At 71.9% G+C, this 11,406-nt stretch carries 13 protein-coding genes, 1 tRNA gene and 1 pseudogene; 5 read left to right on the plus strand and 10 right to left on the minus strand.

Features of this window, described 5'->3' with window-relative positions:
• Positions 1-265, minus strand: a pseudogene (locus tag Q0R63_RS05890) (hypothetical protein); the annotation flags it as partial.
• Between the two features lie 100 nt (positions 266-365).
• Between Q0R63_RS05890 and Q0R63_RS05895 the strand changes: the two are divergent.
• Together Q0R63_RS05895 and Q0R63_RS05900 are read left to right on the plus strand one after the other, a co-directional pair.
• Positions 366-1,355 carry an aldo/keto reductase gene (locus tag Q0R63_RS05895; RefSeq protein WP_295695262.1) on the plus strand — a complete coding sequence of 330 codons (990 nt, stop codon included), beginning with the start codon at positions 366-368 and terminating at the stop codon, positions 1,353-1,355.
• Positions 1,356-1,368: 13 nt separating this feature from the next.
• Positions 1,369-2,130 carry an alpha/beta hydrolase gene (locus Q0R63_RS05900; protein ID WP_295695264.1) on the plus strand — a complete coding sequence of 254 codons (762 nt, stop codon included), beginning with the start codon at positions 1,369-1,371 and terminating at the stop codon, positions 2,128-2,130.
• A 237-nt stretch (positions 2,131-2,367) separates the two neighbouring features.
• Here the strand turns inward: Q0R63_RS05900 and Q0R63_RS05905 are convergent, their stop codons facing one another.
• From Q0R63_RS05905 to Q0R63_RS05920, 4 genes are read right to left on the minus strand one after another with little or no spacing between them, the layout of a single operon-like run.
• Positions 2,368-3,591: an NADH-ubiquinone oxidoreductase-F iron-sulfur binding region domain-containing protein gene (locus Q0R63_RS05905; RefSeq protein ID WP_295695266.1), complete on the minus strand. Its 1,224-nt coding sequence runs from the start codon at positions 3,589-3,591 to the stop codon at positions 2,368-2,370.
• Positions 3,588-4,133 carry a ferric reductase-like transmembrane domain-containing protein gene (locus Q0R63_RS05910; RefSeq protein ID WP_295695268.1) on the minus strand — a complete coding sequence of 182 codons (546 nt, stop codon included), beginning with the start codon at positions 4,131-4,133 and terminating at the stop codon, positions 3,588-3,590. Before Q0R63_RS05910 ends, Q0R63_RS05905 begins: the two co-directional genes overlap by 4 nt.
• Entirely contained in the window at positions 4,130-5,176 is a 1,047-nt protein-coding gene (locus tag Q0R63_RS05915) for an FAD:protein FMN transferase (RefSeq protein ID WP_295695270.1), read from the minus strand. Before Q0R63_RS05915 ends, Q0R63_RS05910 begins: the two co-directional genes overlap by 4 nt.
• Before the next feature lie 2 nt (positions 5,177-5,178).
• Entirely contained in the window at positions 5,179-5,736 is a 558-nt protein-coding gene (locus Q0R63_RS05920) for a hypothetical protein (RefSeq protein WP_295695273.1), read from the minus strand.
• Between the two features lie 252 nt (positions 5,737-5,988).
• Between Q0R63_RS05920 and Q0R63_RS05925 the strand changes: the two genes are divergently transcribed.
• Positions 5,989-6,573, plus strand: a complete 585-nt coding sequence (locus Q0R63_RS05925) for a hypothetical protein (protein WP_295695274.1) — start codon at positions 5,989-5,991, stop codon at positions 6,571-6,573.
• A gap of 7 nt (positions 6,574-6,580) precedes the next feature.
• On the opposite strand, the gene Q0R63_RS05930 is transcribed toward Q0R63_RS05925, so the two are convergent.
• Together Q0R63_RS05930 and Q0R63_RS05935 are read right to left on the minus strand one after the other, a co-directional pair.
• Positions 6,581-7,873, minus strand: coding sequence for a HAMP domain-containing sensor histidine kinase (locus Q0R63_RS05930; RefSeq protein ID WP_295695276.1), 1,293 nt, complete (start codon positions 7,871-7,873; stop codon positions 6,581-6,583).
• Positions 7,873-8,562, minus strand: coding sequence for a response regulator transcription factor (locus Q0R63_RS05935; protein WP_295695278.1), 690 nt, complete (start codon positions 8,560-8,562; stop codon positions 7,873-7,875). The genes Q0R63_RS05930 and Q0R63_RS05935 overlap by 1 nt, the downstream gene beginning before the upstream one ends.
• A gap of 56 nt (positions 8,563-8,618) precedes the next feature.
• Between Q0R63_RS05935 and Q0R63_RS05940 the strand changes: the two genes are divergently transcribed.
• Positions 8,619-9,284 carry a hypothetical protein gene (locus Q0R63_RS05940; RefSeq protein WP_295695280.1) on the plus strand — a complete coding sequence of 222 codons (666 nt, stop codon included), beginning with the start codon at positions 8,619-8,621 and terminating at the stop codon, positions 9,282-9,284.
• Between the two features lie 64 nt (positions 9,285-9,348).
• On the opposite strand, the gene Q0R63_RS05945 is transcribed toward Q0R63_RS05940, so the two are convergent.
• The 3 genes from Q0R63_RS05945 to Q0R63_RS05955 all read right to left on the minus strand — a co-directional run bounded on the left by Q0R63_RS05945 (position 9,349) and on the right by Q0R63_RS05955 (position 11,006).
• Positions 9,349-9,798 carry a hypothetical protein gene (locus Q0R63_RS05945; RefSeq protein ID WP_295695282.1) on the minus strand — a complete coding sequence of 150 codons (450 nt, stop codon included), beginning with the start codon at positions 9,796-9,798 and terminating at the stop codon, positions 9,349-9,351.
• An 83-nt stretch (positions 9,799-9,881) separates the two neighbouring features.
• A tRNA-Ser gene (locus tag Q0R63_RS05950) sits at positions 9,882-9,973 on the minus strand.
• 328 nt (positions 9,974-10,301) lie between these two features.
• Positions 10,302-11,006 carry a GntR family transcriptional regulator gene (locus tag Q0R63_RS05955; protein ID WP_295695284.1) on the minus strand — a complete coding sequence of 235 codons (705 nt, stop codon included), beginning with the start codon at positions 11,004-11,006 and terminating at the stop codon, positions 10,302-10,304.
• 119 nt (positions 11,007-11,125) lie between these two features.
• Between Q0R63_RS05955 and Q0R63_RS05960 the strand changes: the two genes are divergently transcribed.
• A partial coding sequence (locus tag Q0R63_RS05960) for a nuclear transport factor 2 family protein (protein ID WP_295695286.1) occupies positions 11,126-11,406 on the plus strand: 281 nt, incomplete at its 3' end.

Raw genomic sequence — 11,406 nt, forward strand, 5'->3', positions numbered from 1 at the left:
CGCCGCCGGCGAAGCGCAGCCGCCCGGCGAAGTCGTCCCACTGCTTCTCGTCGATCTCCTTGGGGCCGAACTCGTCGAGCACCTGCCGGACGTGGGCGCGGAAGTCCTCGTGGGCCACGTCGCCACGACCGTTGCCGACGAGGTGCCACTGGTCGGGCATCAGCCCACGGGTGAAGAGCTCGTAGAAGGCGGGCAGCACCATCCGCTTGGCGAGATCGCCGGTGGCACCGAAGAGGACGAAGATGAGGGTCTCGTTGCTGGGCACGGGCACCAGCCTGACTCATGTTCCTCCACGGCGGCTGAGGGGGGTCTCCGCGCGTCGGCGCAGCCTGGTGCGGGGGCGGGTCGAGATCGGCCGGGGTCCGATGATTCACTGGAGCATGCGCTACCTCACCTCGGTCCCGACGCCCAAGAAGATCTCCGTCATCGGCCTGGGGACATGGCAGTTCGGGTCGTCGGAGTGGGGTTACGGCGACGGGTACGCCGAGGCCGGCTCGACCGCCATCGTGCGCCGCGCCCTCGAGCTGGGCGTCACGCTGTTCGACACCGCCGAGGTCTATGGCTTCGGTCGCAGCGAGCGCATCCTCGGGGAGGCCCTCGGGGACGACGCGAGCAACGCCTTCGTCGCGACGAAGGTCTTCCCCGTGCTGCCGACCGCACCCGTCGTCGAGCAGCGGGCGGTGGCCAGCGCCAACCGTCTCGGGGTGCACCGCCTGGACCTCTACCAGGTCCACCAGCCCAACCCCGTCGTCCGCGACCGGACCACGATGCGGGGGATGGCGGCTCTGCAGAAGGTCGGGCTCGTCGGCGAGGTCGGTGTGTCCAACTACTCGCTCGGCCGGTGGCAGGAGGCCGAGGCGGCGCTCGGCTCCCGGGTGCTGTCCAACCAGGTGCAGTACAGCCTCGTGGACCGGCGGCCGGAGCACGACCTGCTGCCCTGGGCCGAGGCGACGGGCCGCATCGTCATCGCCTTCAGCCCGCTGGGCCAGGGACTGCTGTCCGGTCGCTACGACGCGGATCACCTGCCCACCAACGGAGTTCGCCGTTTCAACCCGATGTTCCTTCCCGAGAACCTGCGTCGGGCGACCGGTCTCATCACCAGCCTCCGCGAGGTCGCCGACGCCCACGACGCCTCGCCGGCACAGATCGCCCTCGCCTGGCTCGTGCACCACCCCAACGTCGTCGCCATTCCCGGCGCCTCGAGCGTCGCCCAGCTCGAGAGCAACGCTGCGGCCGCCGACATCACCCTGGCCGACGATGAGTATGCCGCCCTGTCGGCCGCCTCGGACCGGCTCGACCTGGTGACCGGCATACAGACGTTGGGGCCCATCGCGCGCAAGCTCGCCCACCGCTGACAGCAGCACTGGCATGACGTCCCAGCTGCCGGTGAAGGTCGACCGGGGAGACGGCCCGCCGGTGGTCCTGCTGCACGGCCTGGGCAACAACTTCCGCAGTTGGACCTACGTCCTCGAGAAGTTCGACGACTCGAAGAACCGGGTCATCGCCCTCGACCTCCTCGGCTTCGGGGACGCCCCCAAGCCGACGGACGTCCGCTACGGCACGGACGACCACGCCGACGCCGTCATCGCGACCCTCGACAGCCTCGGGGTGACGGACGCGACGATCGCCGGCCACTCGATGGGCTGCCTCGTCGCTGCCCGGGTAGCCCTGACGCGGGGTGACCTCGCCAGCCGGCTCGTGCTGCTGGGCAGCCCCGTCTTCCGCAAGATCACCCTCAAGAAGAATCCGCTCCGGTTCTGGGAGCGGGAGAGCTCATACCTCGGGATCTTCAGGCTCATCTCCGAGAAGCCCGACCTGACGATCAGCGCCGCCGAGGGGCTCGACACCTTCGCGCCGATGGTCAAGGGGATGGAGATCACCGAGGAGACCTGGCCGGCGTTCAGGAAGAGCCTCGAGCACACCATCATGCAGACCTCGGGCTACACCGACCTGCTGAAGCTCGCTCTCCCCACCGAGCTCGTCTACGGCAAGCTCGACGTCTTCGTCATCAGCCGCAACCTGCGGGCCGTCGCACGGCGCAACCGGTGGCTCGTCTACAGCACCCTCCTCGGCCCGCACGAGATCTCGCCGCTGCAGGGCCAGGAGATCGCCGACCTGATCCAGCGGTGACCCTGGCGGGCGCCCCGAGCGGCCTCACCGGTCGCGAAGCAGCCGCAGCGCCGAGTGGGGACACGCCGCGTCGTTGGCACGCCGGCCAGTCGATGCGCAGGGTCGCCGTCACGTCGCACCCCCTCGTGGCAGGGGCCCCGGGGTGAAGTCGCACCGGCCGGCAGCGTGTCGGGTGGTCTCGTCGGGCACGGCCCGCAACAGCGAACGGACGAGGCGGACGGTGCCGTCGGGATGGGCTCAGGCGCCGCGACCGTCGACGAGCAGCAGCAGCTCATCGACCCGATCGCGTGCGGAGAGAACGACGTCGAGGTCGCCGGGCTCCTCCGGTCCGGCCGCCACCCGGGTCAGCGCGTCGGCAAGCGCGGGGAGGCCGTTGAGGCACGGTCCGCAGCGGCGGGCGCTCTGCCCGGCGAGGTAACCGACGATCTCGCTCGTCTGGGTCAGCGGGCACGCCCCGGGAGGCAGCGGCAGGACGACACCGGCGCCGAGGGCCAGACCGAGGGCGGCCGAACCGGATCGACTGACGACCGCGTCGCTCAACCGACCCGGCGGCGCCCACGTCCCGTGGTAGCCCCCGAGGAGCACCGGTCGGGCCAGCTGCTCCGCAGAGAGGAGGGCCGACCAGGGGGTGCCGTAGCCCACCTCCACCACCTCGGTCGTCGCACTGCCCTCGGTCCCCTCGGTCCCCTCGAGGTCGCGGCAGTCCCTCGCGATCGTGAGGAGGGTCGTCCCGGGCTCGTCCGCCGTACCGTGCGCCGCGGAGGCTTCCGGCCCCCCGCGCAGGAGGGCACCGACCTGGGCCCAGGTCTCGCCGTTCGAGAGGAGTGTCGGTCGTCCCCGGTGGCCCGAGACCGCTTCGGGCACCCAGGCCGTCACCGGCAGGTTCTCCCGGCCGGCCATCAGCTCGAGGACCGCCCGCGCCTGCCCGGCGACGAAGGCGGGGCGGGCCCGGTGCAGCGTCCAGCGAAGGCCTTCACCGGCCTTCCGTCGTTCGGTGACGGCGTGGCTCACGGCGTCGCCGACGCCCGGGCGGTCCCCGGGGACGACGACGTGCACCTCGTGCGCCCCGAGGGCGTGGGCCACGCAGGCCGCGCCGTCGAGGACGCGGTGGGGGACGAGGATCGCCAGCGCCGAGTCCTTGGCGCTGGCCGGCTCCCCCTCGGCGAGGTTGACGACGACCACCCGGCGACGACGACGGGCTGCGGTGGTCAGCTTGACGGAGAAGGGAAAACCCGCCCCTCCGCGGCCGCGGACGTCCACGGCGGTGGTCGCGTCGACGATGGCGTCGAGCCCGAGCGTCGGGCACGGGCCGAACCTCCGCCGGTGGGCCTCGAGGGAGGGACCGTCGTCGAGGTGGGCGAGCAGGACCGGCCCGTCGAGGACCCTGATCTCCGGGGGTGGCGTGGTCCGCGGCGCCCGGGCGAGCCGGGGGCGACCGGATGATGTCGTGACCGTGCTCATCGGACGCCCACCCCCACGGGCGTCGGCGCCAGCCGGGCGGCCGCGGCCAGGACAACCGCCGCCACGCACGCATACAGGCCGATCCGCACCCAGTGCTCGCCGGCGTCCGTGCCGATCCCCAGGGTGTGCACGACCGCGGTGGCCCATGCGGGGTAGGACAGCAGGTGCACCGCCCTCCAGACCCGCTCCGGCAACCGGTGCCGCAGCAGAGCCGTCACGATGACAGCGAGGGTGAGGTCGAGCGTCACGGTGCCCAGCTCGAGATAGAGGGGATGGTAGGTGGCGCCGAACGGGACCAGGGCCTGCCACCAGGGGATGTCGACGTAGGTGTCGACGACCGCACTGGTCGCGTGCACGACGAGGAGGGCAGCGGCGAGCAGACCGAGGGAGCGGTGCAGGGCCTGTCCGGCGAAGCGGGGCCAGATCCGCGGCCCCGGACGGCGACGCGTCGCCGCGATCCCGGCCACGAGGACGACGGTGTAGAGCACGAGCAGGACGAGGCCGGTGCCCCGGTTGAGGTACCAGAGGACGGGTGAGCTCATCGTCCCTCACCCCCGACGAGAGCGCCGGTATGCCGGGAGCCCACCTCGGACGGCCATCCCCCGGTCGTGACGACCCGCCCGTCTGCGGCGACGAGCCGGGCGCAGACGCGGTGCTCGGTCAGCCAGGCCTGCGCTGCCTCCCCGAGGACGATCGCCGCGGTGCTCGCGCTGTTGGCGGCGACGCAGGTCCGCCCCGTCGCCGACGCCGAACGCCAGGGACCGGATGTGGGCGACCCGGTCCGAGGGTCGAACAGGTGGTGCCACTCGCGCCCACCCCGCACCCATCGACGGGCCGCCACCGACGACGTGGCCAGGCCGCCGGCGTCGACGACCACCGTCTGGGCGGCGCCGGTGCCGTCGAGGTGCTCGGCGAGGGTGTGGTCGACGACCACCGGCCAGGACGTCGACCGACCGAGAGGAGCGGCGACCCGCACGTCACCGCCGACGCTGACCACCACGGGAGTGTCGAGCTCGGACACGACGACCGCGGCGACGAGGTCCGCGGCATACGCCTTCCCGGTCGCCCCGAGGTCCAGACTCGTGCCGCGCGGGACGGTGACGGTGGCCCCGTCGATGACGAGCTCCCGCCACAGGTCGCTCCGCACCCGCACAGGCAACGCTGCCGGCTCACGGCAGGGCACGAGCGAGGCGTGGGTGCGGTCGTAGCCGGCCGCCACGAGGAGCTCGCCCAGCGTCGGGTCGACGAGGCCACCGGTGACCTCTGCCGCCTCGAGGGCGACGCGCAGGGCGCCGATCAGCACCTCGGAGACGGTCACCGGGTGGCCGGCGGACGCGTTGGCCCGTGAGAGGTCGGAGTCCGGACGGAAGCGGCTGCAGGTCTCGTCGACGGCCGTCAGCACCTCCATCGCCAGGTCTGCTGCCGCGTCGAGGAGCTCGGGGTCGGCGACCTGCAGGTCCACGGAGGTCCCCAGGGCACGCCAGTGCCTGGCCTCGGTCCGCGGCTCGTCCGCCCTGGTGTCGACCGTCGTTCGGCAGCTGGAGGGCGAGGCTCGCATCCGTTGCGCCCGTGGCTTGCTGGTCACGCTCATGACCCGGTGGACTTGATCGGCGGCGGTGCGGGGGCCGGCGCGGGGGCGGGGGCCGGCGCGGGTCGGGCGACGGGAGCCGACACGGGAGCCGACACGGGACGGGCCACCGGAGCGGAGGCAGGTTGAGCTGCTGAGACCGGAGCGGGTGCCGCCTGCCGGGACGAGGTGGCGGGGCCCGAAGAGGAGGCCAGGACCCGGCCCGAGGAGGGCGCGCCGGCGCGTACCGGCTGCCCTCCGAGGGCGGCGACGCCGGGCGCAGCGGCCGCAGCGACGGTCGTCGTCGTGACCACCGTCCGCTGGGCACGCTGGCGCACGACGGTCGGCACCGAGGTCACGGCGACCGCGGCCCGGGGTCCGGCCGACAACGGTGTCCCGGCAAGGACTGCCGCGGCCTGCGCCGCAGCCTTCTGCGCCCGGTGGGTCTCCGTCATCCGCTCCGCTGCGGCCGCGCCGGCACCGACCCCCGCGATGGTGATCGCGGTCACGGCGCCGGTCGCCACGCCGACCAGTCGGCGCGACCGATCGCGTTGTGCAGCAGTCAGTGGTGTGGCCATGAGGGCCTCTCTCGTCGGGGGGGCGACGGGCCGTGGGCCACGTCTCGCTGTCTCGGTCTGTCGTCATCGACGTTGCCTGCGGTGAGCCCAAGGTGGGGTCATTGCCGTGTTAAGAGCGGCATAGGGACCTGGGCACTGACCTCCCGGCCCTCGCAGGCTTAGCAGTCCCTTGAGGTTCGTGGGGTGTGACCTTGACGCCCGGCCGAGCACGCTGGGCGCGTCCCACCCACCACCAGAAAGAGGTATGAACCCGTGAACGTCTCTCGCATCGGAGTGCTCGGAGCCGGCGCCGCGGTCGGTACCGGCGCCGCAGTCGCCCTCTACCTCGCGATCGTCCCCGCCGCCGCCAGCGTGGCCGCTGCCGCTCCCCCGTCCGTCAAGACGGCCGCCTCGAGGCCGGCCGCGGCCGCACCCCGCGTCGTGTTCGCCGACTGCGTCTCCCCCGCGGTGCTCGAGGGCCAGGACTGCGTCACGCACGTGCAGGTGACCGTGGCGGCACCTGCGGCACCTGCGGCCGCGGTGGCAGCGCCGGCCCCGGCGACGGCGAGCACCGCCGTGAGGCAGACGGTGGTGTCCCGGTCGCCGGCGGCCCGCACCAGCACGGCGCCGTCGGTCACCACGGCTGGGCTTGCCCCGACGTCCGCCGCGGCTTCCCCTCAGCCCGTCTCGGCCGTCGGCTCGGCGTCAGCGCCCACGACGACCGGCGACGACCACGCGGGCGACGACCACGGGCCCGAGCAGGGACCTGAGCAGGGGCCCGAGCAGGGCTCTGAGCAGGGGCACGACGCCTCCGGCCCGACCGGGGACGGCCAACCACCCGCAGGATCGGACGGCTGATCGCCGATCAGGGAGCCGGTGGGCCGAGACTGACGTGCACCGCGACGCCTCCGAGGTCGGACGCCTCGAGCTGCATCGCCCCGCCGGCGCTCGCCGCGATCCGGGCGACGATGTCGAGACCGAGCCCCGACGACCCACTGCCGCTCGCTCCCCGTTCTGCCGACGCCGCGTCGCTCAGCCCGGGCCCGCCGTCCTCGATCGTGAGGTGGACGAGCCCGTCTGCTCGACGGAGGAGGCGCACCCTCATGGGGGTCCCCTCCGGGGTGTGGGCGAAGACGTTCTCGACGATGTTGTCGACAAGGTCGACGAGATCATCGGACGAGAGCGCGACGGGGAGAGCCCGGCCGGCGACGACCGTGGTCAGCTCGCGCGACTGCTCCTCGGCGAGGGGGCGCCAGAAGTCGACCCGCGCCGTCGTGATCGCCACGGCATCGCAGCTCCCCCGAAGGCCCTGCCGGACCGGTCTGCGGGCCTCGGCGATGATCGAGTCGATGGTGTGCTGCAGGTGCTCGACGTGATCGTTGACCCGCCGCTGGACATCCGGCGGCCGCACGAGGTCGGCGTCGAGGCGCAGCGCCGTGACCGGGGTCCTCAGCCGGTGACCGAGGTCGGCCACGGACTCGCGCTCGAGGGCCAACAGCTCCCCGATCCGCTCGGCCAGCTGGTTCAGCGCGGCGCCGAGCTCCACCACCTCGGGCGGTCCTCGCGGTGTGGCGCGCGCGTCCAGCTCACCCAGCCGGAGCCGGTGGGTGACGGCGGCCAGGTCGCCGACGGGGGTCCCGATCCGGCGGCCGAGACTGCGAGCCGCGGCCAGGGCCACGACGAAGAGCACGAGGCCGAGTCCGAGGATCGTCAGCCACGCCTGGGTCACGCCGAGGTGCGCCTGCTCGGCAGTGGTCTGGGTCCGGACGACGGCCAGGCCGGCCGGGACCGCCACGGGGATCACCACCGTCACCCCGCCATCGGTGCGGTCGGTGGAGGCCGTCATCGTGTCCCGCGCCCGCTGCACCCTCGGGTCGGCGGTCATCGACCGCTCCCGGGCGCCGACGACCGTCCCCGAGGCCAGCAGCACGCTCGTGCGGGGGACCCCGTCGCTGCCGATGAGGCCGATCGCGCTGGCCAGCTCCCGCTCGTTGACCACCGTCGTGACGATCACGGCCACGTTCTGGGCCACCTGGTTCGTCGCCGCGACGGCGCGGTCCTCGGCGAGGGTGCGCACGAGGAGGCACAGCGGGATGACGAAGGCGACGATCACGGCCGAGGTCGTGGCCGCGACGAGCCAGCTGATCCGTCGACGCATCAGGGTCCGGGTTCTGGCGCGACCAGCCTGACGCCGACCCCCCGAACGCTGTGCAGATAGCTCGGCTCGGCGGCTGTCTCGCCGAGCTTGCGGCGCAGCCACGAGAGATGGACGTCCACGGTGCGTTCGCTGCCGCCCCAGGCCTGCCGCCACACTTCCGCGAGGATGTCGCGCTTGGACACGACCTCGCCGGCCCGTCGGGCGAGCAGGAGCAGCAGGTCGAACTCGCGACGGGACAGCTCGACAGGCACGCCCTTCAGCGTGACCTGTCGGGTCACGGCGTCGACGACGAGGTCCCCGACGGTGACCGGCCCCTCCTCGGTCACCGCCGACGCGCGCCGCAGGACGGCACGGATCCGAGCGTCGAGCTGTTCTGCCCCGAAGGGTTTGACGACGTAGTCGTCGGCCCCGGCATTGAGCGCACCCACGATGACGTCGTCCTCGTCCCGCGCCGTCACGACGATCACCGGGACGGCACTGACCGCGCGGAGCATGGACAGGATCTGCGAACCGTCGACGTCGGGCAGGCCGAGGTCGAGGACGACGAGGTCGGGTCGGGTGTCGATGACCTGCTGCAGGCCGGAGATCCCCGTCGAGGACGTCGTCACGACGTGGCCCCGCTCCCCCAGGGCGCGCACGAGGCCGAACCGGATCGCCGGGTCGTCCTCGATGACCGAGAGGACCGCCATGACCCGTACCGCACGCCCGTGACCGTCTTCGCTCGTGGCCGCCGGGGAGACCCGCGGTGAGCCGCCTGCACAGCGCCCTGCTCGGGACCATCGCCTGGGCCCTCGTCGTGCTCACCTGTGCCACCGGGGTGTGGTTCGTCATCGACCGGGTCGGGCGGGACGTCCTGTCCCCGGCCCCGGTGGCGCGCGAGGCAAGGGAAGCGCGTGAGGCACAGGAGGCACGAGAGGCCCGGGCAGCACCGACCGGCGTCCCCGGCACGGCATACCGGACCGGGACGCCGACCACGACTTCACCGGCCCCGAGCCCGACCCCGCCGACCCCCGCCACCTCACCGACGGCGACGCCGATGACGAAGCCGTCCGGCTCGGCCACCCCCTCGACGCCCGCGCCCCGGCACACGACGACCGTCCCGGCTCCCGTCCCGGCTCCCGTCCCGCCGCCACCTCCGTCGGCGCCCTCACCTCCACCGACGTCCGCCCCGCCGGCGTCGACCAGCGACGCCGTAGCCGTGACGGGCGGCCGGGTGGGCGCGACCTGCACGGGTGGTCAGATCTCCCTCGGCTTCGCCACGCCGGAGAGTGGGTGGTCCTTCTCGGTGGAGACCGAGAGCGACCAGGTCGGAGTCCACTTCCTCGCCACCAGCGGCAACGGCGAGACGAGCGTCAGCGCCCGATGCGTCAATGGCGCGCCGGTCTTCACCACCTCGGAGACCGGCGACTGAGCGTCCGCTCCGCTGCGTCCGCGGAACCGGTGGTTCTCACCATCGTCTGCGCGGACGCAGTGCATCAGGACTCGGGCCGCGGACGGCAGAGCTGGAGCGCAATCCGCGGCTCCAGGGTCGTTGCGTCGACAACCATGACAAAGAGGCATTCCAGGCCGAGTCCTTGATCCCCACCATCTCTGCGGCCCGGCCCGGGGGGACCCTTAATGTCCGGCCGCGACCCGGACCACACCAGCACCCAGCCGAAAAACGGACAAGAAACCTGCTCCTCGACGCCGAGGATGACGTGGCGCAAGGCAACCTGCGGCGCACCCGGCTGGAGGTCCGTGGCGAAGTTGGCTGCCAACGCGGCCGCGATCGCCTGGGCGCGGGAGGAGGTGGTGGTTGCGCCTCGCGGGGCCGGATCGGTCCTCAGCATGGTGCTGTACCGAATCGTCGAGCTGTCGTCGACGTCTTTGTCGAACGCGTCGGACACGAACTTCCCGGGTTGAGACTTCGCATCGGGCGGGGGCACGCTTGCTCCGTTCGCGCAGGACCGACAGGATGAGAATCACCGCGGCCTGTGACGGTCTGACTCGCGGTCCGCGGTAACGTGCGTGGGCCCGGCCGGGTTCGAACCGACGACAGCCGCGGTGTAAACGCGGTTCCGGGACCTTGATGCCCCGCGAATAAGACCGTCATACCGGCTCTGACCTGCACTTATACCGTTGGAGGTTGATGGGTGTTCACGAGTGTTCGCGAACGTCTTGCGGTCAATCTGCGGTCAAATCTGCTGCGCCGCTCGAACTCATCGCTCGGCAATCGCGAACCGGGCGTGTCTTACTTGAGCCGTGGTCTGCCAAACCCAGGCCATGAGAGGGCGCAATCAAATTTGAGCCCGCTGTCAGCGACAACAATGGGCTTGAACCCCCTGCGCCCGGCCTGCCCTAGAGGGTCGTTTTGTTCAAGTCGGGAGGGGGACTCGCCCACGAGGGACACATGTTCTTTCCGTGGAACGCATGACAATGCCGGCTCAGCTCAGCGGGGCTGGCTGACGCTCACTTCGCTGCTCATGACCGAAGGCCACCTCACAACTGCCTGAAGCACTCGCTGGTGCACTTCGTCGATGTGGCGCCGCGCCTGCTCAGCAGCACGATCGGGGTCGCGCTCGGCCAAGACGTGGCGGACCCAGTGGCCCTCGGAGGTCGCCGAGGGGTCGTCCACCTCCGAGGTGAGCCGGAGCGCACGGATGCGGCTCATGTCGCCCATCAGGCGCCGGTAGACGGTCACGAGGTAATCGTTGCCAGTGGCCTCCGCCAAGGTGCCGAAGGTCGCGTTGACCAGGTCGATGTCGTGGACCGCCCCGGCGTCGCCGGGCACCCGGTCACCCATCTCGTCGAACGCTGCCCGCGCCGCGGCCAGCTGGTCATCGCTCGCTCGGGTCATGCCGAGGCGGATCACTTCGGGACCGATGATGCGCCAGACCACGAACAGGTCGTCGATCGAGCGGGGAGTGAGGGGCGCCACGCGGTAGCCCTTGAAGGGGACGGTGTGAATGAGTCCCTCGTGATCGAGGCGGGTCAGCGCGTCGCGCAGCGGAGCGGTGCTCACCCCGAGGTCGGCCGCCAGCTGCTTCTCAGTCAACCGCTGACCAGGGGCCAAGCGGCAGGTGATGATCTCGCTGCGAAGCCGGCGGTACGCGACCTCGTTCAGCGAGACCCGTGGCTCCGGCACCTCGCTCACGACCGCCACCTCGTTCTCCCCGTCGGCTTTGAACTGGTGCTTGACAATACCGCAGTCGCGCCCTCAACATGGCACAACGCGCGCCGCGAAATGTCGCAGGCAAAGAATGGAGCAGCAGCGTGGCTGACACCGCCGACAAGGCCTCGATCATCGAGCTCTTGAACCTTTACGGCTTCGCCCTGGACGCCCAGGCCTGGGACCTCTTCGACCTCGTCTTCGCCCCGGACGTCGTCGCGGAGTTCGGTCCAGCGGGTAACGCCTGGGTGGGGCTGGAGGAGTTCAAGCGGTCCTTCGCCGAGTTCCACGCGACGCTGGACAGCCACCAGCACACGATGATGGGCCAGCTCGTGCACGTCGACGGCGACACGGCCAACGCCTTCTCCTACGGCAACTGGCTGCT

The organism is Lapillicoccus sp., from assembly GCF_025353065.1.
Taxonomy (GTDB): Bacteria; Actinomycetota; Actinomycetes; order Actinomycetales; family Dermatophilaceae; genus Lapillicoccus.

Excerpts from the sequence above, each read along its gene's own strand:
- Q0R63_RS05910 (WP_295695268.1), bottom strand. The coding sequence starts at position 4,133 with ATGAGCTCACCCGTCCTCTGGTACCTCAACCGGGGCACCGGCCTCGTC.
- Q0R63_RS05920 (WP_295695273.1), bottom strand. The coding sequence starts at position 5,736 with ATGGCCACACCACTGACTGCTGCACAACGCGATCGGTCGCGCCGACTG.
- Q0R63_RS05935 (WP_295695278.1), bottom strand. The coding sequence starts at position 8,562 with ATGGCGGTCCTCTCGGTCATCGAGGACGACCCGGCGATCCGGTTCGGC.
- Q0R63_RS05905 (WP_295695266.1), bottom strand. The coding sequence starts at position 3,591 with ATGAGCACGGTCACGACATCATCCGGTCGCCCCCGGCTCGCCCGGGCG.
- Q0R63_RS05900 (WP_295695264.1), top strand. The coding sequence starts at position 1,369 with ATGACGTCCCAGCTGCCGGTGAAGGTCGACCGGGGAGACGGCCCGCCG.
- Q0R63_RS05895 (WP_295695262.1), top strand. The coding sequence starts at position 366 with ATGATTCACTGGAGCATGCGCTACCTCACCTCGGTCCCGACGCCCAAG.
- Q0R63_RS05930 (WP_295695276.1), bottom strand. The coding sequence starts at position 7,873 with ATGCGTCGACGGATCAGCTGGCTCGTCGCGGCCACGACCTCGGCCGTG.